This window comes from Shewanella psychrotolerans, from assembly GCF_019457595.1.
Taxonomy (GTDB): domain Bacteria; phylum Pseudomonadota; class Gammaproteobacteria; order Enterobacterales; family Shewanellaceae; genus Shewanella; species Shewanella psychrotolerans.
In genome coordinates, this window is record NZ_CP080419.1 from 4,047,494 (window position 1) to 4,072,902 (window position 25,409).

General features: G+C 44.8%; 22 protein-coding genes and 1 pseudogene. 11 read left to right on the forward strand and 12 right to left on the reverse strand.

Annotation, left to right across the window (positions count from 1 at the left end):
• Window positions 1-422: 422 nt before the first annotated feature.
• Complete coding sequence (gene ilvC / locus K0I62_RS17740; protein ID WP_220069348.1) at window positions 423-1,904, reverse strand: ketol-acid reductoisomerase; 1,482 nt, start codon at window positions 1,902-1,904, stop codon at window positions 423-425.
• A 179-nt stretch (window positions 1,905-2,083) separates the two neighbouring features.
• Between ilvC and ilvY the strand changes: the two genes are divergently transcribed.
• Both ilvY and K0I62_RS17750 read left to right on the forward strand, forming a co-directional pair.
• Window positions 2,084-2,968 carry an HTH-type transcriptional activator IlvY gene (gene ilvY / locus K0I62_RS17745; protein ID WP_220069349.1) on the forward strand — a complete coding sequence of 295 codons (885 nt, stop codon included), beginning with the start codon at window positions 2,084-2,086 and terminating at the stop codon, window positions 2,966-2,968.
• Window positions 2,969-3,183: 215 nt separating this feature from the next.
• On the forward strand, window positions 3,184-3,993 hold the full coding sequence (locus K0I62_RS17750; RefSeq protein WP_220069350.1) for a GGDEF domain-containing protein: 810 nt from the start codon (window positions 3,184-3,186) through the stop codon (window positions 3,991-3,993).
• 44 nt (window positions 3,994-4,037) lie between these two features.
• On the opposite strand, the gene paeA is transcribed toward K0I62_RS17750, so the two are convergent.
• Window positions 4,038-5,354 carry a polyamine export protein PaeA gene (paeA, locus tag K0I62_RS17755; protein WP_220069351.1) on the reverse strand — a complete coding sequence of 439 codons (1,317 nt, stop codon included), beginning with the start codon at window positions 5,352-5,354 and terminating at the stop codon, window positions 4,038-4,040.
• Between the two features lie 378 nt (window positions 5,355-5,732).
• Here paeA and K0I62_RS17760 point away from each other — a divergent pair, with 378 nt between their 5' ends.
• The 3 genes from K0I62_RS17760 (at window position 5,733) to yihG (K0I62_RS17770) (ending at window position 9,653) form a co-directional block, all read left to right on the forward strand.
• Window positions 5,733-7,256 carry a YifB family Mg chelatase-like AAA ATPase gene (locus K0I62_RS17760; RefSeq protein WP_220069352.1) on the forward strand — a complete coding sequence of 508 codons (1,524 nt, stop codon included), beginning with the start codon at window positions 5,733-5,735 and terminating at the stop codon, window positions 7,254-7,256.
• Window positions 7,257-7,793: 537 nt separating this feature from the next.
• Window positions 7,794-8,678: a 1-acylglycerol-3-phosphate O-acyltransferase, YihG family gene (yihG, locus tag K0I62_RS17765; RefSeq protein ID WP_220069353.1), complete on the forward strand. Its 885-nt coding sequence runs from the start codon at window positions 7,794-7,796 to the stop codon at window positions 8,676-8,678.
• Between the two features lie 27 nt (window positions 8,679-8,705).
• Window positions 8,706-9,653, forward strand: coding sequence for a 1-acylglycerol-3-phosphate O-acyltransferase, YihG family (gene yihG / locus K0I62_RS17770; RefSeq protein WP_220069354.1), 948 nt, complete (start codon window positions 8,706-8,708; stop codon window positions 9,651-9,653).
• Window positions 9,654-9,738: 85 nt separating this feature from the next.
• On the opposite strand, the gene K0I62_RS17775 is transcribed toward yihG (K0I62_RS17770), so the two are convergent.
• A complete protein-coding gene (locus K0I62_RS17775; protein ID WP_220069355.1) occupies window positions 9,739-10,830 on the reverse strand; it encodes a branched-chain amino acid aminotransferase in 1,092 nt (363 codons plus the stop codon).
• Between the two features lie 784 nt (window positions 10,831-11,614).
• Here K0I62_RS17775 and K0I62_RS17780 point away from each other — a divergent pair.
• Window positions 11,615-11,821, forward strand: a complete 207-nt coding sequence (locus K0I62_RS17780) for a cell division protein ZapB (RefSeq protein ID WP_220069356.1) — start codon at window positions 11,615-11,617, stop codon at window positions 11,819-11,821.
• 24 nt (window positions 11,822-11,845) lie between these two features.
• On the opposite strand, the gene K0I62_RS17785 is transcribed toward K0I62_RS17780, so the two are convergent.
• The 6 genes from K0I62_RS17785 to K0I62_RS17810 all read right to left on the reverse strand — a co-directional run bounded on the left by K0I62_RS17785 (window position 11,846) and on the right by K0I62_RS17810 (window position 15,899).
• Window positions 11,846-12,058, reverse strand: coding sequence for a DUF1107 domain-containing protein (locus K0I62_RS17785; protein ID WP_220062762.1), 213 nt, complete (start codon window positions 12,056-12,058; stop codon window positions 11,846-11,848).
• Window positions 12,059-12,629: 571 nt separating this feature from the next.
• On the reverse strand, window positions 12,630-13,241 hold the full coding sequence (locus tag K0I62_RS17790) for a thiol:disulfide interchange protein DsbA/DsbL (protein WP_220069357.1): 612 nt from the start codon (window positions 13,239-13,241) through the stop codon (window positions 12,630-12,632).
• Window positions 13,242-13,387: 146 nt separating this feature from the next.
• Window positions 13,388-14,392 carry a serine/threonine protein kinase gene (locus tag K0I62_RS17795; protein WP_220069358.1) on the reverse strand — a complete coding sequence of 335 codons (1,005 nt, stop codon included), beginning with the start codon at window positions 14,390-14,392 and terminating at the stop codon, window positions 13,388-13,390.
• Window positions 14,389-14,673 (reverse strand): DUF3630 family protein, encoded by a 285-nt coding sequence (locus K0I62_RS17800; protein ID WP_220069359.1) that lies wholly within the window; start codon window positions 14,671-14,673, stop codon window positions 14,389-14,391. Before K0I62_RS17800 ends, K0I62_RS17795 begins: the two co-directional genes overlap by 4 nt.
• Window positions 14,670-14,966: a hypothetical protein gene (locus tag K0I62_RS17805; protein ID WP_220069360.1), complete on the reverse strand. Its 297-nt coding sequence runs from the start codon at window positions 14,964-14,966 to the stop codon at window positions 14,670-14,672. Before K0I62_RS17805 ends, K0I62_RS17800 begins: the two co-directional genes overlap by 4 nt.
• Before the next feature lie 144 nt (window positions 14,967-15,110).
• Entirely contained in the window at window positions 15,111-15,899 is a 789-nt protein-coding gene (locus K0I62_RS17810; protein ID WP_220069361.1) for a tetratricopeptide repeat protein, read from the reverse strand.
• 320 nt (window positions 15,900-16,219) lie between these two features.
• Here K0I62_RS17810 and K0I62_RS17815 point away from each other — a divergent pair, with 320 nt between their 5' ends.
• The 4 genes from K0I62_RS17815 (at window position 16,220) to K0I62_RS17830 (ending at window position 20,507) form a co-directional block, all read left to right on the forward strand.
• Entirely contained in the window at window positions 16,220-16,624 is a 405-nt protein-coding gene (locus K0I62_RS17815) for a nitrous oxide-stimulated promoter family protein (RefSeq protein ID WP_220069362.1), read from the forward strand.
• A 132-nt stretch (window positions 16,625-16,756) separates the two neighbouring features.
• Window positions 16,757-17,647 carry a hypothetical protein gene (locus tag K0I62_RS17820; protein ID WP_220069363.1) on the forward strand — a complete coding sequence of 297 codons (891 nt, stop codon included), beginning with the start codon at window positions 16,757-16,759 and terminating at the stop codon, window positions 17,645-17,647.
• A gap of 91 nt (window positions 17,648-17,738) precedes the next feature.
• A complete protein-coding gene (locus K0I62_RS17825; RefSeq protein ID WP_220069364.1) occupies window positions 17,739-19,808 on the forward strand; it encodes a S9 family peptidase in 2,070 nt (689 codons plus the stop codon).
• A gap of 120 nt (window positions 19,809-19,928) precedes the next feature.
• Window positions 19,929-20,507, forward strand: coding sequence for a lipid-binding SYLF domain-containing protein (locus K0I62_RS17830; RefSeq protein WP_220069365.1), 579 nt, complete (start codon window positions 19,929-19,931; stop codon window positions 20,505-20,507).
• Window positions 20,508-20,756: 249 nt separating this feature from the next.
• On the opposite strand, the gene K0I62_RS17835 is transcribed toward K0I62_RS17830, so the two are convergent.
• Together K0I62_RS17835 and K0I62_RS17840 are read right to left on the reverse strand one after the other, a co-directional pair.
• Window positions 20,757-21,152: a hypothetical protein gene (locus K0I62_RS17835; protein ID WP_220069366.1), complete on the reverse strand. Its 396-nt coding sequence runs from the start codon at window positions 21,150-21,152 to the stop codon at window positions 20,757-20,759.
• Window positions 21,153-21,285: 133 nt separating this feature from the next.
• Window positions 21,286-21,912 carry a cysteine dioxygenase family protein gene (locus tag K0I62_RS17840; protein ID WP_220069367.1) on the reverse strand — a complete coding sequence of 209 codons (627 nt, stop codon included), beginning with the start codon at window positions 21,910-21,912 and terminating at the stop codon, window positions 21,286-21,288.
• A 748-nt stretch (window positions 21,913-22,660) separates the two neighbouring features.
• Here K0I62_RS17840 and ltrA point away from each other — a divergent pair.
• On the forward strand, window positions 22,661-24,133 hold the full coding sequence (gene ltrA, locus K0I62_RS17845; RefSeq protein WP_220071441.1) for a group II intron reverse transcriptase/maturase: 1,473 nt from the start codon (window positions 22,661-22,663) through the stop codon (window positions 24,131-24,133).
• 256 nt (window positions 24,134-24,389) lie between these two features.
• On the opposite strand, the pseudogene K0I62_RS17850 reads toward ltrA, so the two are convergent.
• A pseudogene (locus K0I62_RS17850) lies at window positions 24,390-25,329 on the reverse strand (LysR family transcriptional regulator).
• Window positions 25,330-25,409 lie beyond the last annotated feature (80 nt).

Genomic DNA, 25,409 nt, shown 5'->3' on the forward strand with positions numbered 1-25,409 from the left:
CTGTTGCAATCTTGACCTTGTTAGGTTCTTCGATGCGCCATGCGATGCCCCCGCTGTGATCTAATAATCACCACGGTAATAATCTCAATAATGAGTAGGGCAGCTTGATTGAACATGGTGTATTGAGTATTCCTAATCAGTGTGCTTGCTTAAATTCGGTATCTACAATGTTAAAATTCAGTAGACCTTTTAATCAATACCACAAAGCCCTTGAATAACACAACCAAAACCTGCTGCTATCTGTCAAAACTATTAATCGTCTGTGTCGAACGACGACTTCAAATAAGACTACCGAGATAACTTTTCCACTCATTTGACAAAATTATTCGCTATGTTTAGTCATCATAGACCAAACATAGCTTGGTATTTATTGCTTTAAGCCCATAGGGTTAAGCTGGGCTAAGCTAGTGATATTAACTTAATTAAGCTTCTTCAACGATGCGCTTCATTTCGGTCATATAACCGCGAAGTTCAGCACCGATATATTCAACGGCAGTATGACGAATCGCATCGTTAACCTCGATTAAGCGCAGGTTATCGACACCATTACCCTCATCTTTAAGCCCCGCACCTAGATACTCTGGTGACATCTGATTTACATAATCACGCAGTAATGGCACTGCTGCGTGATTAAATAGGTAACAGCCATACTCTGCGGTATCAGAAATAACCACGTTCATCTCGTACAGGCGCTTACGCGCAATGGTGTTAGCAATTAGCGGCGTTTCATGCAGTGACTCGTAGTAAGCCGACTCTTCAACAATACCTGCTGACACCATAGTATCGAACGCAAGCTCAACACCCGCTTTAATCATGGCGACAAGGAAGATTCCTTTGTCGAAATAGGCTTGTTCATCGATAGCTTCGTCGCATTGTGGCGCATTTTCAAAACCCGTTTCATTGGTTTCGCTACGCCACTTAAGCAAATTGGCGTCATCATTAGCCCAGTCTGCCATCATGGTTTTAGAAAATTCACCACTGATGATGTCATCCATGTGCTTTTCAAATAGCGGTGCAAGAATACCTTTAAGCTCTTCGGCCATCTCAAACGCTTTGATCTTGGCTGGGTTTGATAAGCGATCCATCATATGGGTGATACCACCATGCTTAAGTGCTTCAGTGGTCGTTTCCCAACCCTGCTGAATCAATTTAGCGGCATAACCTGGCTCAACACCGTCGGCAACCATCTTCTCATAACCTAAAATCGCGCCCGTTTGCAGCATGCCACACAGGATAGTCTGCTCACCCATTAGATCGGATTTCACTTCGGCGATAAACGATGAATGCAGCACGCCAGCTCTATCGCCACCCGTTGCACTTGCGTAAGCTTTTGCCACTTCAAAACCATCACCCTTAGGATCGTTTTCAGGGTGAACCGCGATCAGTGTCGGCACACCAAAACCACGCTTATACTCTTCACGAACCTCAGTACCAGGACACTTAGGCGCAACCATGATCACTGTGATATCAGGGCGAACTTGCATCCCCTCTTCGACAATATTGAAACCGTGAGAGTAAGACAGCACTGCGCCCTGTTTCATCAATGGCATTACAGTGTTCACGGCGTCGGTGTGCTGTTTATCGGGAGTCAAGTTAAGCACTAAATCTGCATCAGGAATTAACTCTTCGAAAGTCCCCACACGGAAACCGTTACCGGTCGCCTTCTGATATGAAGCGCGCTTTTCTGCAATGGCTTGTGGACGAAGTGCATATGAGATGTTTAGGCCTGAATCACGCATGTTCAAACCTTGGTTAAGGCCTTGAGCGCCACAACCTAAAATAACGATGTTCCATCCTTTGATATAGTCACAGCCTTGGCTAAATTCACTACGGTCCATAAAACGACATTGACCTAGCTGTTCTAATTGTTGACGCAAGTTCAGAGAGTTAAAGTAATTAGCCATCAGATGTTCCACCTTTGAATGAAAACGTAAAAAACTGGCTTGACCAAATGTTGCCAAGCTGTGATTAAAATCACTATAGCCTATAGCAACCATTGCTTAAAATGATATATTTGGAATGTCATATTGCATATGTTGCAACAAACAGTTTAAGGTTTAAGCAAATCACCTAAGGTCCCCGTATGGATATTCGTACAATAAAGCTCTATCTCCATCTATCTAACAGCCTACATTTTGCAAGAACCGCACAGCAGATGCATGTTAGTCCATCGACACTAACTCGAACCATGCAACGATTAGAAGAGGAAGTGGGGGCCAAACTGTTTGAACGGGATAACCGCAGCGTCACTTTGACAAATGCTGGCATTGAGTATCGCCACTTTGCCGAGCAGACCTTAGATAACTGGAGTAAGCTCAGGTACAGACTCGATCCGAAGCAAGATCTGCTACGTGGGCGACTTAACCTCTATTGTTCGGTCACCGCTGCTTATAGTCACCTGCCAGGATTACTCGATAGATTTAGAAATGAACATCCTTTAGTAGAAATCGCACTCACAACCGGCGATGCCGCGAATGCAGTAGAGATGGTGCGCCAAAATCGTGCCGACATCAGTATCGCCGCCTTACCAGAAGCTTTGCCTGATTCTTTGCACTTTATAAAAATCGATGATGTGCCACTGGTCATTATCGCCCCCACGTTTAAATGTGCAGTGCAACAACTACTTACCGAGTCCTATATCCCTTGGGACAGACTCCCATTTATTATCCCTGAGCACGGCCCCGGACGACGCCGTATCGATAATTGGTTTAAACAGCTAGGACTCAATGCCAATGTTTATGCCCAAGTCTCAGGTCAAGAGGCCATTGCTTCAATGGTGGCATTGGGATGCGGCGTGAGTATTACGCCTGAAGTCGTGATCCACAACAGCCCTGTAAAAGACAGAATTCAACAGCTGCCATCACCTGTGGCCATTCCGCCATTTGAACTCGGATGTTGCAGCAAAAAGAGTCGTGAAGATGAACCAGTTATCGCTGCATTTCTGCAAGAGTTAAATCAGTTAAACTAATACCAATCAGTATAAAAAAGTGAGAGCAAACACCTCTTTATACTCATTGGCATAACTTCGATGAGTATAAATAAAAGTGCTCTAGCAGAATGCTCGCCACTAACAATCGACAGATTATTGTAAGGTAAATATCCACAAATCAAATCTGGCAAAGCTTATCCGTTGCGAGCCACCTATACTTAATATCAAAATAAAAAAAGGTGGAGCTTAGCCTTATGACAGCAATCGCCATATTTATCGTATTAATTGGCTTGATAGGACTACTTGCATCACTAATTCCCAGCTATCACCTCTGCCATCTTCACCCTCAGCAAGCACTGGGCTGGCGTTTGCTGATGTTTATGATCGGAATATTTATCGTCGGGTATATTGGTTTTATATGGATGCTATTAGGCATAGCCACCGAAACATTAGAGATGATCGTATCAGCCATCTTTTGTGGAGGCGGTATATTTGTCTGGATAATTATCAAAATGAGCCAAGAAACCATCTTACAGTTACATAACATACTTGAAGAGAAGCATTACCAAGCTAATCACGATCCACTCACCGAACTGGCAAATCGCCATCTGCTCTATGAACAATTAGAACAACATTGTAAAAATCTCTCAAAACCTTTCAGTTTTATTATGATGGATCTTGATGATTTTAAGATGATCAACGACAACCTTGGTCATGACACCGGAGATAAAGTGCTAAAAATTATTACGGATAGAATCAACAGGCTAGTATCTCCACCAGCGCTAGTTTCCAGGCTTGGCGGAGATGAGTTTGCTATCGTCCTGCCTTCTGCGGATCTAGACCATGCCATTACGCTGTCAAAGCAAATCCGCAACGCAGTCATTGAGGATATCTATTGTGAGGGCCACTCGCTCGCTGTAGGGATCAGTATCGGTATCGCTCAATTTCCGCACGATGGGGAAAATAGAGAAACATTAATGAAGAATGCCGATATTGCCATGTACCAAAGCAAGCAGAAAAATAGTGACTATGAAGTGACTTCAAGACAAGCATATTCCATCTAAACTTAGCTTAAACCGACTTAGCCTAAACCACCACCATTGCAGTGCTATTCTGGTACAGCGATAACTTCAGAAATTGTTTCTAATCGAGTCACCATAAGTTGGTCGACCTTGTATGCATCAATATCAACCACCTCAAACTTGTACCCTGCATAATTGACAAAATCGGTACGCTTAGGAATTTTTCTAAGCATATACATCATAAAACCCGCAATGGTTTCATAATTTTGACTCTGGGGAAATTGCTCAATCGCAAAGGCACGCATCACGTCGGTTATCGGAGTCACACCATCAACGAGCCAAGAGTTTTTATCTCTGGCGATAATCTGCTCCTCACTTTCATGTAATGACCAGGCACCCATTACTGCACTCTGCAGATCATTGGTCGTCACAATACCAACCACCAAGGCATACTCATTCATCACTACCGCAAAATCCGAACGACTATTCTTAAAATATTCCATCGTCTCAGATAGGCTTAAACTATCAGGAATAATCAAACTCGGACGAACCAGAGAACTGCCCTTAAAACTAATACTTTGGCCGTTAATCACTCTAATCAACAGCTCTTTCGCATCGACAACACCTTTAATGGTATCGAGTTGACCGTCACAAACCAAAAACTTGGTATGTGGATCACTGGTAATTTTGCGCTTAATGTCTTCCTCGCTATCTTGCATCAAGAAGTAGACCAAACTTTCACGAGCTGTCATCGCAGAGGTGACTGGAACCGTTTGCATCTCAAACACATTTTCCATCATCTGTTGCTCGCCCTTATCTAATACACCAGCCTCGGTACCTGCAGCCATCACGGCGTAGATATCGTCAGAGGTAATTTGATCATTACGCACGGTTTGGATCTGTAGCACTCGAAAAACAATACTCGCTAAGCCGTTGAAAAACCACACCAATGGCCGCAAAATTTGAATGCAGACTAACATGGGACCAACTAAGGTCACCGCAACACGCTCGGGCATTGCCATTGCAACTCGCTTGGGCATCAAGTCGGCGATCAGAATAAACAAACTAGTCACTATCGAAAATGAAGCAATAAAGCTAACTTGGCTTAACCAAGGTTCACTCACCCAATGAACAAGTGCGGCTTTAACATAGGGAGTAAAGGCTGATTCACCGACGATCCCGCCCATAATGGCGACGGCATTTAAGCCGATCTGCACCACAGTGAAAAAATTACCTGGATGCGACTGCAAACTCAGCACTTTTTCTGCTCGTTCATCCCCCTCATCCACCATTAAACGCAGACGAATTTTTCGCGCGGCGGCTAAGGCAATTTCAGACATGGAAAAGAAGCAGCTAGTGCCGATTAACAACAAGATAATCATCGCATTATCAAAGAAACTCATTTTACACCTAACTTTACAACGACAGGCCAACAGCGACCCTGCTCCCAACTAGCGGCGAACTTTCAATAAGTTAAAAGCCGCGCATAACAATATGAAGGGGTGAGTTACAGATTATATCGGCTCTTACACTAATAAGACGTGATGTGGATTGCGCCAACGACACGATTTAATGCCATGCCGCACCTATCTTAATTTGTGATAGTAAACAGATAATGGCGTCTATATATCAGAAAATAGCCAATAGGCAACATAAATCGCTACGCTCGCCTGCAAAATCCAGTTAACCACAACAAGTTAATGGTTAACTGCTACACTTTAAACATCAAAAAATGAAACCACTCTTTTTTGGCAAAACAATAAAAACAAAAGGATTTGTTTATGGCTATTGCCTGTGTAACGACGAGAGCCAGTCTTGGCGTTGAAGCCCCAGAAGTCACAGTTGAAGTCCATCTGAGTAATGGTCTGCCAGCATTTAGTCTTGTGGGCCTTCCCGAAACCTCGGTCAAAGAAGCCAAGGAGCGCGTACGTAGCGCCCTTATCAATGCTGGATTCGAGTTCCCCCAAAGACGTATTACTGTCAATCTCGCGCCAGCAGATCTTCCCAAACAAGGGGGCAGGTACGACCTTCCCATCGCTATTGGAATTTTAGCGGCTTCAAAACAAATACCTGATGCAGCCCTAAAAAATCACGAATTCGTCGGTGAACTGGCGCTGTCTGGCCATATTCGCTTCTGCTCTGGACTTCTACCCGTCATTGTCGATGCCAGAAAACAATCAAAAACATTGGTGATCCCACTCGATAATCGCAGCGACGCTGACTTAGTGGGCTATCATAAAACCTACTTCGCAAGCCACCTACTTGGGTTAAGCGAATATCTACATGGTCATCAACAACTCCCCAGCATTACAGAAGGGCTTGAATGGCTAAAGCCTGAGATCGACTCCAACCACAAATGCCTTAGTGACGTGATAGGCCAATATCAGGCAAAACGGGCGCTCGAGATAGCAGCGGCAGGTAATCACAATCTCCTTTTTCTAGGCCCTCCAGGCACAGGAAAAACCATGCTCGCTAGCCGAATAATGCAACTATTGCCACCACTTAGCTACGATGAAGCCTTGGAAGTTGCCGCAATACACTCTGTCGCAGGCCGCGCGATTCCAGTGTCACAATTTTATCATCGCCCCTTTCGCAGCCCCCATCACACGAGCTCATCGATCTCTTTGGTTGGCGGCGGAAGCCACCCTAAACCAGGAGAGATCTCATTGGCCCATAGAGGTGTACTCTTCTTAGATGAGGTTGCCGAGTTTCCTCGCAAAGTTCTCGATTGCTTACGTGAACCCATGGAGACAGGTGAAGTGGTGATCTCACGTGCGGCAGCAAAACTCACCTTTGCCAGTCGCTTTCAGCTTATCGCTGCGATGAACCCAAGCCCCTGCGGCGATACCGCCAATGCTCGGGCCACACCTGATCAGATCCAGCGCTACCTGTCACGGTTATCAGGTCCCTTTATCGATCGATTTGACCTCACCATCGATGTCCCCAGACTTCCCGAGGGGACTCTGACTCAAAAACAACAGGCAACTGAAACAAGCGCAACCATTGCCGAACGAGTCAAGCTAGCCAGAGAAACACAGCTCAATCGCTCAGGCGTGCTCAACGCCGAATTAACAGGAAAACAACTGGCAGAGACGTCTGGCTTTACTCAAGCCGATCTCGAATTTCTAGAACAAAGCGTCAATAGACTCGGCCTATCGGTAAGGAGCTATCATCGCTTACAACGGGTCGCGAGAACCATTGCTGATCTAGCGCAATCACCCCATGTCGATCGCAGCCATATAGCCCAAGCATTAGGCTATAGGGCGATGGATAGGCTATTAAACAGCCTGAAAAATAGTTATTAATTCGGGTTCGGGGTTCGGGGTTCGGGGTTCGGGGTTCGGGGTTCGGGGTTCGGGGTTCGGGGTTCGGGGTTCGGGGTTCGGGGTTCGGGGTTCGGGGTTCGGGGTCTTTCAGCATCAAGCGATTAAACGAAGATAGCTAGGGTATTGTCGAATTTTTAGGGTTTCTAATTGTAATCGGCACAGAGCTTAACACGTGATCATTGAGCTCAAGCGCTAGGGCGAGTAACTGCTAGGGTATTGTCGAATTTTTAGGGTTTCTAATTGTAATCGGCACAGAGCTTAACACGTGATCATTGAGCTCAAGCGCTAGGGCGAGTATCTGCTAGGGTATTGTCGAATTTTTAGGGTTTCTAATTGTAATCGGCACAGAGCTTAACACGTGATCATTGAGCTCAAGCGCTAGGGCGAGTAACTGCTAGGGTATTGTCGAATTTTTAGGGTTTCTAATTGTAATCGGCACAGAGCTTAACACGTGATCATTGAGCTCAAGCGCTAGGGCGAGTAACATAGGTCTCCGAATTTTTAATGGGGAATTAAATGGGCTCGGTTTTATCACTAATAAGAGGCTGCGTGGCTTTTAGTTGCTATGTCGTCAACACAGTCTTCTGGGTAATACCTATCTTATTGGTAAGTATCATAAAACTAATCAAAATCACTCCCTTACGCACAGCTTGTAGTTATCTACTTGATCACTGCGCAACATCATGGATTAGTGTGAACACGGTTATAGAGCGCCTATTCCATCCTGTAGAAATTATTGTCGAAGGTAATGCTAAACTGTCGACCAAAGAGTGGTATATGGTCATTGCGAACCATCAGTCTTGGGTTGACATTCCAGTGCTGCAACGCGTATTTAACTATAAGATCCCGTTCTTAAAGTTTTTCCTAAAACAGGAACTGATTTATGTTCCTGTTCTAGGGCTTGCTTGGTGGGCATTAGACTTTCCTTTTATGCGCCGCTACAGCAGCGCTCAACTGCGTAAAAACCCTAAGCTCAAGGGAAAAGATATTGAAATCACGCGTAAAGCCTGTGCCAAGTTTAAATCTAAACCTGTCAGTGTAATGAACTTTGTTGAAGGTACCCGCTTTCGCCCAGAAAAACACAAAAAACAAAACTCCGAATTTAAACATTTGCTTAAACCTAAAGCGGGTGGAATGGCATTTGCCCTATCAGCAATGGACGGGAAAATTCATAAATTAATTGATGTTTCAATTTACTACCCAGGTCAAACACCAAGCTATTGGGATTATATTTCAGGCAAAGTCAAACAGATCAGAGTCGATATCAAAGTATCAGAAATAGCACCCACCATGCGTGGTGATTATATGAATGATAGAGAGTTTAAAATCGGCTTTCAAAACGAGCTCAATCAAATTTGGAAACAGAAAGATCTCACTATTGAAAAACTCGCTAAGCAATAATTTGTATTCAAAAGGTGTTTCACAAAGATGTTAAATTTTTTACCAGGTTCAATATTATTCGCTCTAAGCACACTGCTATTGATCATCAATACTGCGCTTTGGAGCAGCCTAATCTTTGTCGGTGGCCTAATAAAATTGCTGGTACCTATATCAGCGTTTAGAAATGTCCTCACCCTGATAATGAATCGCTTTATGTGGGGCTGGGCCTGCTGTAATGGCGGTATTTTATACCTTATCGCCAAAATAGAATGGGATATCGAAGGTTTAGAAGGACTTAAGAAAGATGGTTGGTACTTACTTATTAGCAATCACCTAAGTGGTTTTGACATTGCTGCACTAACCTATGTACTGCGCAACAATATCCCTATGCTTAAGTTTTTCTTAAAGAAAGAACTCATTTTTGTGCCTTTTCTAGGTTTAGGTTGTTGGGCACTCGATATGCCTTTCATGAACCGAACAAGCGCTAAACAGTTAAGAAAGAACCCCAAATTAAAAGGCAAAGATTTAGAGACGACACGTCGCTCTTGTGAAAAGTTTAAAACCATTCCAACTTCCATCATCAACTATGTTGAAGGCAGCCGCTTTACACAAGAGAAGCATGCGCGTCAGCGCTCTCCTTATCGCTATCTACTTCGGCCTAAAGCCGGCGGGATCGCATTTACCATCTCTGCGATGGGCGAACAATTTACTAACTTGCTCAACGTGACATTAGTCTACCCTGACTCAAAAAACGATACCCTAGCAGAAGTGATGCACGGCAAAGTTAAACGTATCGTGATTCGCATTGAAACCTTACCCGTTCCAGAAGTCGATAATACTCGTTATTTTAACGATGCAGAGTGCAGAGCCCAATTCCAACGTTGGCTCAACGGCGTGTGGCAACAAAAAGATGAGCAAATCCACCAAATTCTACTCAAATATAATTCAGCTCAACTCGTTAGTGAACAAGTTGAATCAACTTCAAACGCGCAGTAAAACGGCTAAAATTACTCACAACATATGTTGAAGATCTTATAAATAAAAAGCGCCTTAGGCGCTTTTTATTTATGTCATGTATTAGCTAGAGGGCTATACGTTCAACGTGTTGGATCCAACCTTGTGGCCCTTCACGCTTACCTTTTTGGATATCGGTTAATACCTGATAGATACGGCGAGTATGTTCACCTACCCCACCATCACCGACCGTGATGACACGGTTATCTTCGAAAATATAAGAACCTACCGGAGAGACAACCGCCGCGGTACCAAATCCACCCGCTTCAATAATCTCACCAGATTCAATGTCACTAATAAACTTATCCAACATCACCGTCTCTTGACGCACTTCACAACCCAACTGCTCACCCAGATCCAATATCGATTGTGAAGTGATTGACTTCAAAATGGTGTCAGTAAATTTAGGAATAATAATGGTGCCATCTTTCAGCACGTGGAAGTGGTTCATCGCCCCCACTTCCTCAATCTGCTTGTTATTCGCATCAAGATAGAGCACTTGCGCTGCCCCATACTCAGCTGCAGCCTTACCCGCTTTCAATGATGCAGCGTAGTTACCAGCCGCTTTAGAGGCGCCTGTACCACCAGACACCGCACGGTGAAAACGCTCAGTGATCAGCAAACGAATCGCCTTATCGAAACCATCAGCGTAATAGGCACCACTTGGGCTTAGCATTACACAAAATGTATATTGCTGACTTGGACTGACGGAGAGACGATCTTCAGTGGCAAAGATAAAGGGACGAATATAAAGACAGGCCCCCTCTTGCATCGGGAACCACAAACGGTCCACGTCGATTAGGGCATTAATACCGGCAAGCTGCATCGCTTCAGGCAGCGCGGGAATACAAAGAATATCGGCACTACGGTTAAGACGTTCGGCGTTTTTGTCTAAACGAAAAGTATAGATCTCACCATCTTCATGCATAAAGGCTTTAGCACCTTCGAATACTGATTGGCCATAGTGCAGCGCAATAGCGCCAGGTGCGACCTCAAAGGGTCCATAGGGAACGATTCTTGGATCTCGCCACTCCCCATCACGATAATCCATCAAAAACATATGATCAGTTCTTAAATTACCGAATCCAACATTGGTTTCTGGTTCAAACTGCTCAGTACGGCGCTCAGACGCAGGTTTTAAATTATAGTTTATGTGCATTGCATACCACCTTGATTACTGACTAAGCAGACTATGGACGCACCGCAATAAAGTCAAGCACAATGGGGGCTGTCATCAAACTCTTCATCAACAAAGGAGTACAGATTTTGAAACAGACTCGGTAGGTAACTCAGGGTTTTCCAGCGTCAAATCAACAGGCAAAGCCACTGCCATTCGGTAATCTATGGCATCGAACGCTTGTCTAAAACATTCGCATTAAACACATTGATAAACTCACTTCTCCGAATCAGTAAACAGGTTACGGCAAGACATCAAAAGCATCAGGCTAAAAAATATCTCCGCTCGTGTCTTTAAAGCTTAGCTCATCTCCAATCTGAGCAAAGCTAAAAGTATCTCGTAAGAGATACCGCTCTAAAACTAGATAAAGCATCCTTGTTTGATCTGGTTTTAGCCGTTGAGAAACCTAAGCTGGAGTGCAAAAGATCTTGCCTCTTCTGCGCTAACCTTTAGTGCTAAATCGTCGCTGAGTGATCGCATCTTTATACTAATTGATATTACCTTTAATAAATCGTGTCTACGCGTGGTGATATGAGTTTAAAGCCCATTAAAATCTAAACCATAGAGCAGATAATAGCAGCTGGAGCAAAGGCTGAAGACGCAAGCGAACAAGCAAAAAACACAGTTACAGCAAGGCTGGCACAAAATAAACGATGTTTAATCTGTTTATCGCTTATTTTTTACTCGATTGAGATAAATTAGCTATTCACTGAGACGCAGGCGCTGATAGAATCATAACCCCATCCAGAAACTATTAGGACTCCCGATGAGCCTTGAACTACTGTCCAAGCTGGAGACAAAAATCCAAGCTGCACTCGAAACGATTGAGCTACTAAAAATGGAGCTTGAAGAAGAGAAACAGAAAAATAGCAGCTTAACAGAAAAGAACCAACAACTAAGCCAAGACCTAAACTCGTGGAACGAGAAGGTCACTGGACTTGTTGGCTTGCTAAATGATGAAGTGAGCGAGTAAATTCGCCCAGAAACAAGCGAAGACTTAAGCCGTCTTCGCTTCGTTATGCTGATTCTGGATCAGCTGGTTTAATTCGGTGATAGCCTGCTTAACTTGGGGCAAACTCTGACGCGGCAATAAAAACCGACCATTATCGAACTCTAGACGACCTAAATCTTTTACCCAAATCACTCCAGATACAAAGATGCGCGCATGTTTTACGATAAGTTTTGGTGCGTAGACAGGAAAAACCCTCATAGAGACCTCCAAGCAAACGGCTATACGTTATTTCTTATTATTCTTAGGTTGGACAAACCTTTTACCACGATAGTTTCACCTCCTTAACCATTTTTTTGTAAAAAATTGCTCTCGATTGCTGTAGACCCTAAAATTTGTGTTGTCTATCAGACTAATAGCTAGCACAAAACACAAATTTGTCACTTGCCAAAATTTTGACACACTGGTAGATTGGTTATGTTACTCAGGGTAAATAGAGCTATTTAGCTCAATAGCCGTATTTCCATAGCGACCGGAAATGCGGTTTTTTTTGTCTATAATTTATGGCCTATAAATAGCAAAGCTTCAATCCCACTGTTCAAGAAGACGTGCCACAACATGGGACCTCACAAACCTAAAGCCTGAAAATGCGTCGCCCTAGGTCTTTATGGGGCGTTGGCCACTACAGTTATATCATACCAACCAGTAAGCTTGATTCGCACTATGTAAGACAAAGCCTAATTGATGATAACCACCTACGAACTAGGTGGTTTAGGGCTGAAAACAAAAAAGGAGCCTAAGGCTCCTTTTAATATCAATTCCTACTGAGGGCTTACTTCAAGGTGGTAAGGTAATAAGCGATATCGAGTAGCTCATCGTAAGATTTAATCGCACCTGTTTCGACGCGATACTTACCGTTAACCACTAAGGCTGGCACACCTGACAACTTAGCATTTTCAGTGGCACGCTTCATCTGCGCCATCTGAGCGCTCACCATAAACGAGTTTGCTGCGGCATCGAAATCTTTGCCATCAATACCATTAGCAATAAACACCTGACGAATATCGTCACGGCTTACAAAGCGCTGTTTCTGATCGTGGATTGCTGCAAACAAGGCTTTTTCGATCTTTTCGTCTACATTGAGTTGATGCGCTACAGCGAATGCTCGTGACATCTCTGGTCCCATCTCACGGCCAATAAACTCAACATGATTTTGTTTGAACACTACACCTTCAGGCAAGTTAGCTTTAATTTGCGGCACTTGTACCTTAGCGAAGCTGTAACAGTGAGGACAATAGAAAGAGAAAAACTCGGCAATCTCAGGTTTGGCTGTGGCTGGACCATCATTTACCACGGTGTAATGAACCCCCTCTTTGTAATCCGCAGCCAATGCCGCCATAGGCGCGATGAGTAATGCCAGTGCAACCAGTAACGCTTTTTTCATAATCATTCCTTTTGGTGCTATAACACCGTCACAATACAAATTTGGACAATAACATAATGTGCATTCGAGTGTATCTCAAGCACATAAGTTCATTTTTTAGTTACAAAAAGTCTAAGTAACCTGGATTCAGGTTAGCTAAACACCATTTAGTAATTTGGCAGTAAGCTTAATGGAGGCTCATCTAGCATCGCCAACTGCTCTTTAAATGCTAAGATCTGCTGCTCCCAATACTTCTCTTCCGCATACCAAGGGAAGTTCATTGGAAAAGCTGGATCCTCCCATCGACGGCTAAGCCAGGCGTTGTAATGCAGCATTCGCATCGCCCTCAGTGGCTCGATAAGTTTTAACTCACGCTTATCGAAATCACAAAACTCCTCATAAGCCTCGAGTAATACCTCTAACTGTAAGGTTTGCTGTTGGCGATCACCGGCGAGCATCATCCAAATATCTTGTACTGCAGGGCCCATTTTTGCATCATCGAGATCGACAAAACCGGGCCCATCTGGTGTCCAAAGAATATTACTCGGATGAAGATCGCCATGTAACCGGATCTCCTTAGCATCGACCTCCGCCCACAACAACTTAGCTTTATCGAGCACCTGCTCAACAATCGTAAAATAAGCCGTTTCAAGGCTAGGAGGCACATGGCCTGAGGCCTTTAACCATGCCAGTGACTCATCTCCTAGCAATTCAGGCGACAAACGATCGCGATAACTAAACGATTTTGCCTTGCCATATTGATGCATGCGCCCAATAAAGCGACCGACCTCTTCAAGCTGATCTAAGTTATCGACTTCAAATGCTCTCCCCCCCATAGAGGGAAATAGGGCAAAGCGATAACCTTGGTATTCCTGTAGTGACTTACCATCAATAATCACTGGAGTCGCGATAGGGATCTCCTGCTCCGCTAGCTCTGCAGAAAACTGATGCTCCTCGCTAATTTGCTCATTACTCCAGCGCTGAGGACGGTAAAACTTGACGACAAAGCGCTCATGGCTATCACTACGAAACTGGTACACTCTATTTTCATAGCTGTTGAGAGCAAGTAAACCCGTTTCAGGGTAAATGCCCACCGACTCAATCGCATCGAGAATAAGATCTGGGGTTAACGCTTGATAATGAAAACTTGCGCTCGTTTGAACATCACTCATCGACGTAACTCCAATAATGTCGCTAAATACTCTAGCACTTCAAAGTCATCGTCACGCTCAACAGACAACCAACAAATATCGCCATAAAACTCATAGTGGAGCTGCAACAGAGTGCCTTCGAACTCCAATAACCATTGATGACGATCTGCGCCCCAATGACGCTCTATCACACGGCAATCCAACGCTTCAGCTAGGGGATCAGCGAAGCGATCAAATTGGTCGAATGAAATATCGTCACTAATCGATAGACTTTTTGACTCTCTATCTAAAACCGACTTCATAATGCGGGGACTCGCTCAAAGCGAGCGCATTGCACATCACCAGTTTGATCATCTTTACACTCATAACCACATTTATAACTGCCTTTGCCAGATTGGCTGAGCTTCACCATACCCGCCCCTTTCGCTAAACATTGTTCCAGCTGTTCGTAATAACCTGCGATATGGGGCGCTAAGGCTCCCTCAGGCATCTTATCTTGGTCGGCGACATAAAATAGTGTCCATTGAGGAACCTGAGTACAAGCTGTCGCTCCCAGTAACACAGCGCTTAACAGCAAGAGCAAGCGAACATTCATAAAACCTCCAATTATGGCTATAACGGCATCTGTACCACACACCTACAGAGATAAATGCTTATGGCATAAAAAAGGCGAAACCATGTTCGCCTTTAACGTCAATTTTATTGCATTTTACACGGCTTGAGTCCGCGTTGCAGTAGATTACTTCTGCGCTTTTGCCTTGGCTTTTTCGATGCGGGTTATGCGCCCCTCAAACCCTGTCACTGTACCATCGGTTAAGCCATAGCTTATCGCTGCCTGACAAACCTCTAGGGCACCATCAAAGTCACCGCTATCGTTAAGCAAGGTCGCCAATTGCATAAAGCCAATCCCTTTTTCATGACTTGGTGTAGGCAATACTGCAAATAACGATTGATAATAGGGCGACAATGCCGCGCCATAATCACGATACTTGTCTTGCTTACGCTGCTTATAACACTCTGCAATGGCTTGCAGCAGCGCAAGATGTTTATCTTCGACACCTGGAGCTGAGCGATATTCGGCTAACGCTTTAGCTAATTTCTCATTGGCCCACGACTCATCGGTTACTGCCACCATCTTATAGGCTGGCTCTGGCTCTGGCTCTGGCTCTGGCTCTGGCTCTGGCTCTGGCTCTGGCTCTGGCTCTGGCTCTGGCTCTGGCTCTGGCTCTGGCTCTGGCTCTGGCTCTGGCTCTGGCTCTGGCTCTGGCTCTGGCTCTGGCTCTGGCTCTGCAGCAGTTTTAACCTCTTCGCTGACAACTTCAACTGCGGCAGCCGATTCAAACTCTAAAGCTTCACCTTTTGGCTCCTCGACGTTGTCTACAGGAGTCGAAGGCGTAACCTCCTCGCTCGACACGATCTTCTCAACAGGTTGTTGTGCTTCCTGCTGCTCCTCTTGTGCTAGTCGCTGTGCTCGTTTGTATAAGTACACTCCGACAGCTACAAGTAAAATAATGGCTATATATTTCATTATCATCCACCGTTAGTTGACCGTGCCGTTAAGGCTAATTGCATTTTATAAATATGTATAGATAGTAACCGATATTAGCAATCGGTTCTCTTGCTATAAATCAATTGTTTATACCTCTTTTTCACTCGGGTATCAAAAAGAGTGTCCAAATTAGCGGATCTGGCCCTAAATTAACCACTAGGCTCACCCAGAACTCTGGTTAATCTGTCTGTATTAAACCTCTATTTTGTGCGCACCTTCATAAATTCAAACATGGTTTTTGTATTCATCTTCGTCCAGCGCTAATCTAGCTATAACCTAGTAAATAAGTCGGATATGTCATGAGCGAAGAGATCCTAAGTGGTAAACTGCTACAAGAGTTTAATACCATCGCCGCCATGGTACATATCTATTGTAAAGCTCATTGTGAAGCAAAAGGTGATATAACAAACTGCCCCGATTGCCACGCATTTCTCAAATACGCTCATACCAAACTTGACCGCTGCCCTTATGGTCAGGCTAAGCCTACGTGCAATAAATGCCCAGTACATTGCTACAAACCCGATTTAAAAGCCAAAGCGCGCGAGATCATGATCTATTCGGGGCCACGCATGTTACTGCCCCACCCTATAATGGCTATTCGCCACTTACTTAATGAGCGAGGTTCTACTCCTGGTAAGCCACCAGCAGCCGCTTCCAATCGACATATCAGAATCGCTAAACAGAAAATGTCGACTAAATTTTAACGAAGCCTGTCATCAATTTAACGTCACCTAACTACAGACAACTTTCAACGATCTAACTTCACACACCTTATTGGCGTAAAATCAAACAATCTACTTGCGCCAATGAGTAATTTGCGCTGACAATGGCATCATATGAATATGACGTACAACAACTTCTTACTCGAAGGCTATTGGTGGCTTTCATTACTCGGCGGACTGCACTGCATCGGGCTGGGTATCTATATTCGTTATCTTTACCACGACCAAAACGGTAACCATAAATTACTCAGCGCCCAGTTTAGTTTACTTGCACTCTATTTTTTTACCGGTCTGCTCAGTAAGCACAACTCTCCTTTGCCTATGCAGTTACTGTTTATTTTAGTTGTGCCTGTCTATTTTCTGATGATGCCGCTGCTTTACCTATATTGTTATCGCAGCTTACATAATATAAAACGCCAAATTAGCTTTTCTTGGCACTTTTCGCCGGCCCTTATTTTAATCATCACTATCGGTCTCGTGTTCACCTTCAATAGCGATTTTAGCTCCTATATTAGTACGCCTAATACACACGTTCAAAATGGCCTCAGCCATGTCACTCTGCTAGGCTCGATTCTACCTGGGCTACTGAGCCTACAAACAGCGATCTATTTTTATCTGATCATCAAGCTATTAAAACAGTTTAGAACACGCTCTCATCGAGCCCATCAAAACAGCCTTAAAGATATTAAGTTTCGCTGGCTGCTCGCTCTCACATTCGCCATGTTAGCTAATTGGTTAGTGCGCACAATGCTGGTTATTTTGCCCTTCTACTTCGGTGATCATGTAACGGTAACGGCTCAAGCAATAACCCGACTGTGTTTGTTACTTACCGTATATACCTTAGCGATATACGGTCTCAAACAGATCACGACCTCAGCTTACCTTAGAGGAAGCTTATCCAACCAGATAAGTGACAATTCCGCCCAAAAAGCCAGCCAACAATTACTCAATGCCGAAGAGCTCAACTATCTGCAACAGGTTATGCAAGATGAGAAAAATCGCTAACCGATTCCAGCGACTAGTATTTTGAGTTAAGGTATCTGGCAGCCATTCAGGCGCTCAAAAATCATGATAATTGATAACAGAAGGGATCAAGATGGGAAGGGTAAACAAACTCACCGTACTTGCGGTGATCTCCGCTGGATTTATCGGCCTTAATGGTCAAGCTATCGCAACAGAACGTACACACAAGATAACCAATAGTGATTTTTTCGACATCGCGAATATGAGCAATGTCCAACTCAGCCCTGATGGTAAGCAGGCAGTGTGGTTAGAATCGCGTTGGGACAAAGAACTCGATAAAGCGCAAAAAGATCTGTGGCTTATCGACACCAAAACCCGCAAAACCAAACGCCTAACCTTCACTAATGAGAGTGAATCAAGCCCTCAATGGAGCCTTGACGGACAATACATTTATTACATAGGCAAACAAACCAACGAAGACAAAAAAGCCCCCTACAACGGCAAATCCCAAGTCTTTAGGTTATCAATTCAAGGCGGCGAGAGTGTGCCAGTAACAAAAGAAGTTGAGGGTGTTAACGCTTTCCAACTTGGCGACGATGGCAGCACACTCTATTTTCTCGGCAATAAGACCAAGACTGATAAAGATCCATGGGCGGGAATGCGCGCCAGCCACAGCACGCCGAAATATGGTCATGGTAAAGTCACTACTAACCCGCTATACAAGCTCGATTTAGCGCACTACCAACAAAGCGTGCTACTGGATGATGATAAAGTGGTCTGGGAGTTTAATGTCAACGCTGATGCCAGCCAAATTGCCCGAATTACCACCACAGACAACGAACTAGTGAACCTTGAAGGTTGGTCTGACATCGAAGTTTTCGACACTAAAACGGCCACTAACAAAGTACTGCCTGACAGCGCTTGGCGTGATAACGCTCCTTCACCTTACGGCTGGCTACTTGGGCTCGACTGGAATGAAAACAATCAACAGTTAGCCTTTAGAATCGATTTTGATGGCCATCCAGGTAAGCTATTTGTCGCAACACCAAAGAATGATAAAGCCAACGTCATTGAGGTGAGCCGCAGTGGTGATATGACACTGAACTCCAGCGATATCCAGTGGCGCCCTAACAGCAATGAAATCTGCTATCGCGGCGCCGATCATGCTCGCGTAAAACTGTTTTGTAGCGAAATCGATGGTGACCAACAAGGTGATACACGCACAGTCATCGCTGGCGACTTAGTGATCGGCAGCTACAGCTTTAGCCACGATGGTAAAAAGCTCGCCTTTAGTCATAACGGTTTAGATCATTTTAGTGATCTGTTTATCGCCGATGCTGCCAGTAAGAAAGCCAAATATAAGCGCATCACCAATATTAACCCACAAGTCGATAGCTGGATCTTACCGCAAATATCTGTAGTCAAATGGACAGCGCCAGATGGCACCCCAGTTGAAGGTATTCTGGATCTACCCGCTGGTTATAAAAAGGGGGATGGTCCACTCCCCTTAATCGTCCAAATCCACGGAGGGCCAACGTCTGCAACTCCTTACGCGTTGCAACACCGCTCCTATGGTCGCTCAACCTTTACTGCCAATGGTTGGGCACTTTTATCGCCTAACTACCGCGGTTCTACTGGTTATGGCGACAAATTTCTCACCGATTTAGTCGGCAACGAACACGATATCGAAGTGGCCGACATCATGGCTGGTGTCGATCATCTTATCGAGCAAGGCATTGTGGATGGCGACAAGATGGCAGTCATGGGCTGGAGCAACGGGGGGTATCTCACCAACGCATTGATTAGCACCACAACCCGCTTTAAAGCCGCAAGTTCTGGCGCCGGCGTATTTGATCAACGCCTACAATGGATGCTTGAAGATACCCCTGGCCATGTGATCAACTTTATGCAAGGCCTACCTTGGGAGAAGCCTGACGCTTACACTCACGGTTCATCATTAACCCATGCCGATAAGATTAAAACCCCAACCCTTATCCATATTGGTGAAAATGACCAACGTGTACCTCTAGGGCATGCGCAGGGTCTCTACCGCGCACTCAAGCACTACCTGAATGTGCCTGTGGAACTTGTCATCTACCCCGGAGAGGGTCACGGTCTAAGCAAATATCAGCATAGAGCGGCCAAAATGGACTGGGATCAGAAATGGTTTGAACACTACGTGTTAGGCAAAGAGGTTGAATAACTTAACCTAAACTGACAAACCATGAAAAAGCACCTTTTTAGGTGCTTTTTTAATCAACAGCCATTCAATTGCTCTCCATCTGAGCGTATGCTAAACAGACTTAAATGATTGGAGACCAAAATGAAAAAGTTAATATCAACCTTAGCGACTAGCTGTTGCGTCTTGCTTGGCTTGCTCTTCTCTCAAGTTTCACTTGCCGCTGATGGCTATGGTGAAGCGATAAACAATTTCAAAAAAGCCCCAGATACCCAGCAATTTTTTAATACCGCTTATGGTTATGCCATCTTTCCAACTGTCGGAAAAGGCGGAATTGGTATAGGTGCCGCCTACGGCAAAGGTCGCGTGTATAAAGGCGGCGTCCATACTGGTGATACCAGCTTGTCGCAACTGTCGATAGGTTTCCAGTTAGGCGGACAAGCCTATAGCGAAATCATCTTTTTCAAAAATGCCAAAGCCTATGAGGAGTTTACTAGCGGTAGTTTCGAGTTCAACGCCAACGCCTCGGCGGTCGCGATTAATATTGGGGCTAACGCTCAAGTCGGTACAACAGGTAATTCAGCCGGAGCAGGACAGTCGGGCAGCAACAAGGCTGCAAGTGCCGCCTACATCAATGGCATGGCAGTATTTACTGCCGCCAAAGGCGGTTTAATGTATGAAGCTGCGCTCGCAGGACAATCCTTTACCTTTGAGCCCAAATAGCCATCATCAGGCAGGGAGTCAAATGGCTCCCGGCCTTCTATTCGAACTTCTGCCTAATTCAGTCATTAAACGATTGGTTTGAAACCATAGTTAAATGGTTGATTAGCGGTGTTGTTTCAGGCCCGAGGAAGAGGGCAAAAAGGCAAACGCAGTACGACAAGCAATGAACAACCATTAAAGTACGGCTTTCAAACACGCTCCACCAATACCTACTCAGCTCAATGTCAACATAGGTTCACTTCTATGGCGTTAAGCATGGGTCTTTTGGGTTACTTGGGAAACCGAACTCGTCAATAACGACAGCCAGTCGTCAACCGCCTTATTCGTTTTCCAGACAGAAGATACCCATGATTTATTGGGAGTTAGTATCACTGTGTGATTTTCCCCCCCTTCACTGTACGTAACCTTTATATACTTCAAAGGAAAAGGTTTAGCCGTGCGTGGATAATTCCCTAAATCAATATTAGAAATTGCATCTAAAGGAATCGCATATACTTGTTTGTCACTTTTGAATGTTAACGATGCAGATGTCAGTGTTAGTACGCCCCTATCGGTATAAATATAAAACCACCGTCCGATAAAACTTTGCATATGCTCTAATGTTGAGAGATAGCAGCCTTCTTGCTTTACTAAATTTTCTTCCATGACATCCAACCTCATTTGGTCATTGTGAATTTAAATCTATTCAATTTAAATAACAGCTTATGGTTTCCAATATCGCACCAAATGTGGTTAAAAAAAAGAGGGGGGAGAAAATTAGCGAACTCAACCTGCAACATCAATAAGTAGAAGCCTGCGCTGTTGAACAATCCCAAATATTAGGAATTACCTTGCTTGAATACCCTGAAATAAATGGCTTTATCTGCCCAGAATGAAGATCATAAACATAGCGTTTTACTGCACCGATATTAGCGCCGTAGACATGAATGCTAATCGATACCCTATCCTTGAGGGCGTTTGATACCTTATGGATATCGCCGATGCGCGGTGATACAAGATCAACACTACCTGTGGGCAAATGATGTGAACCAATGGCTCGCAAACCAGCGGTTGCAGAGTCTCGCTGATGCTCAGCACAAAGCTGATACTCCTCACACAACTCGGCGCCGCGCATGACGCCCACCATGCCCCACACAGTGTGATCATGTACTGGAGTGGTTTGTCCCGGCGCCCATACGAAACTCACCACGGAAAAACGCTCCAGCGGATCGCAATAGAGCAAATACTGCTGATACCTTTCTACGCTCGGCTTGGCAAACTCTTCAGGCAACCAATCATCATGACGAATAAGCTCTGATAACAGGTTTTTACCCTCGACAAAGATACGCTCCTCATAATTATCGGCTTGCTCTATCAAATGGGTGAAGGACTGAATGAACTCCCGCAATCTGGCACTGTTTTCCATTACATCACCTGCTTTCACTGTGTGTTCAAACAAGGGTAGGAGATTTGATTTCGCCAATAAATAGGCAATAGGTCGATAGAAGATAGCTGCTATAGATGATATTTGACCAAGTAGAAGAGGTTGAATAACCCAATGCGAATGCGTGTGTCGAAAACAAAGCTAACACATTTTGGGGCGTGCGACGTGAGGTCGTATGAAGCGCTGTTCACCGCTTTTGAGTGAACCATCTGTATCACCAGATGAACCTAGGAGCCTGAATAAAGTAGCGGCTCTGACAATGTAATGAAGATTGGTTATAGACCGATCGGGATCCGAATCGTGAGAGAACGATCCTCCTGATAACCACAAATTGGGTGAGTGCTAGGTAGTCAGTATGATGAACATAAGTGAATCCGCGCAAGGTGCGTTATGTGATGAAACAGCGGAAGTGGTTAATACGCTGTAGCCAAAAGGCATGAGAGTTGGAAAGAGATTGCCCCATGCTCTTTCGTAATCGTTAAGCTCTTCGCACTATAGCGGGCATCTAACCTGACATTGCGCGACATACGGAACACGGTAAGCCTATATCGCTCCCTTTGGGAAAGCTGATTTGGCCGATAGCGATGTGGGTATAGGAGGTTGGAAAAAGCAAAGGCTGCATTGTAACGATGCAGATACAGACTTGTGTCTGGTCACGAAAGTGAGCCCACTTCCGACTGGTCTCCCGTTGCAAGATAATTTGAAGAACTTTATTCAAGGAGAAACGCAAATGATGATTTCAACAGAAATTAGTGCCTCTCCTGACAGCGCTCAATGGCAGTCAATAGACTGGAAATCCGTTGAACCGCCTGTATTAAAGCTTCAGATGCGTATTGCAAAGGCAACACGAGAAGGGAAACACGGTAAAGCGAAAGCGTTGCAGTGGATACTGACTCACTCGCGTTCAGCAAAACTTCTTGCTGTTAAGCGTGTATCACAAAATAAAGGCAGCAAAACGCCTGGAATAGACGGTGTTATCTGGAATACAGATACCCGCCGCATGAAAGCAGTAAATCAATTGAGCAGGAAGGCATATCAAGCCAAACCACTCAAGCGTATCTATATCCCCAAAAAGAATGGCAAACTTAGACCTCTTGGTATCCCATGCATGATAGACAGAGCACAACAAGCGCTCCACCTTCTTGCATTAGAGCCTATATCGGAGACGCTTGCCGACCCTAACAGCTATGGATTTAGACCCAATCGTAGCACTGCTGACGCAGTCGATCAGTGCTTCAAATGCTTGGTTCAAAAGAAATCAGCGCAATGGGTTCTTGAGGGAGACATCAAATCCTGCTTCGACAAAATCGGGCATCAATGGCTAGTTGATAACATCGCCATCGATAAACGTATGTTGGAACAATGGTTAAAGTCTGGTTTTATGGACAAAGGGCTGTTTTATCGTACTGATGAGGGCACGCCACAAGGAGGAGTTATATCCCCCACCTTGATGCTAATGACTCTTGCTGGACTTGAGCAGCGCATAAAGTCTACAGCACTCAAAAAGGGTGCCAGAGCCAACTTTATTGGATATGCCGACGATTTCGTCGTCACCTGCGCTTCAAAGGAAGTGCTCGAGAACGATATCAAACCGTTGATCGCTGATTTCTTAGCGGAAAGAGGCTTAACACTCTCCGAAGAGAAAACGCATATTACCCACATCAGCAATGGTTTTGACTTCTTAGGGTTCAATCATAGGAAGTACAAAGGAAAATTGCTCATTAAACCGAGTAAATCCAACACGCTGTTGTTCTTGAGTAACCTGCGCGAACTCATCAAAAAGCACGCAACCATCCCTGTTAACGATCTTATCAAACTGATAAATCCAAAACTAAGGGGTTGGGCGAATTATTATCGACATTGCGTTGCTAAACAAGTATTCGGGTATGTTGGGCACAAACTATTCTATTCGTTATGGCACTGGGCAGTAAGGCGTCACCCAACAAAGTCTAAGACTTGGGTAGCCCTTAAATACTTCATCAACCGAAAAGGCCAATGGCAATTTCACGGTTGGCAGAAGGTCAAGGATATGGATTGCCAATTCAATCTATTCCAAATAGCCAAAGTGCCTATTGAGAGACATGTGAAAATTCGAAGTGCGGCTATACCATTCGATCCTCAATACCAAGAATACTTGGCTAGGAGAAAATCGAAAAGGCAAGCTCGTAACGCTTGGAATGAACCTACTCTCACTGCTTTATAAGTTGCTGGGTATCAAACGATGCTTTTGTGGAGGCTTGAGCCTAGTGCAGTGAAAGTTGCACGCAGGGTTCTTAGGGGGGCGGCACTTGGCAACAAGTGTCGTCTACCCGACAACACCGCGTGAGCTTTTAACGCGTTGGTAGTCCCATATGAAGTCAAATCGAAGAGAGAAATGACCCCGTGTAAGCACGGTTTTGGCCTTCAAACACTCTGCTCAATACCTACTAAAGCAGGCGCTAGAAATCAACATGTCACCTTCACTCAAACGCCGCTAGACAGCAGTCCACTATCTGTTGATAGAGCCAACGCAAAGCGGGATCATTCATGCTCTGACGCTGCCAAACTAAACTGTAGGCGACCTTGCCATAGTCAAACGGCAGGGCCTTAGTGACCAAACCCCGAGCCTGCAAAGCGGTATTAGCCCAGTGACGAGAACAGGTAAACAGCAGTTCACTGTGATGACACATTAGCGCCGCGCTGCCAAAATCGGGCACAACCACAGGGGTGGCACGCTGACGGGACTGCTGGGCTAACTGCATCTCAAAGAAGGGAATATTTAAGTCGGCGTCGCTAATCCCCACATGGCTAAAATCTAAGTAATCAGCCATGCTAATGGTCTCTTGAGCGGCCAACGGGTGCGCTGGATTCATTAAGCACACCATCTTATCGTCGATTAAAGTTTCCCATACCAAGTCTTGCTGAGTGATAGGTGGCTGGCTGCGATCATGGGGCAATATGATAAAATCGAGCGAGCCTTGCACTAAACCGTCGAAGCCTATTCCCTCCTTGGCACAGATGGTTAAGCGAATATTGGGAGCGGTTTTCAGCACCGTGGCGGTTAACTTCGCGGCGAGCAGTTCAAAGGTGCTTTCACGCATGGCTAATGAAAAACAGCCCTCATACACTGCAGGATTAAACGTTTCCTGGCTAACCATCTGATTCATATCATTAATGATTTGATGCACACTCGGTCCTAGGCGACGGGCGACTGGCGACTGGCGTGGCAACTAACTTATTACCATTACGGTAAAACAACTCATCATCTAAGCTGTTACGCAGTTGACTCAGTGTCTTACTGACCGTTGATGGACTCAGGCACAGACGTCGAGCGCTATCTGTCACGCTCAAGGTGTCCAGCATCACGTGCAACGTGATTAAGTGTTTCATGCTAATACGTGAAAGTTTAGCCAGCTCCATACCTATCTCATCAATTAATAACCGCCTTAAGCAATATAAACCTAAATAGCAGCCATGTTGATAGCGATGTCGAGAATCAC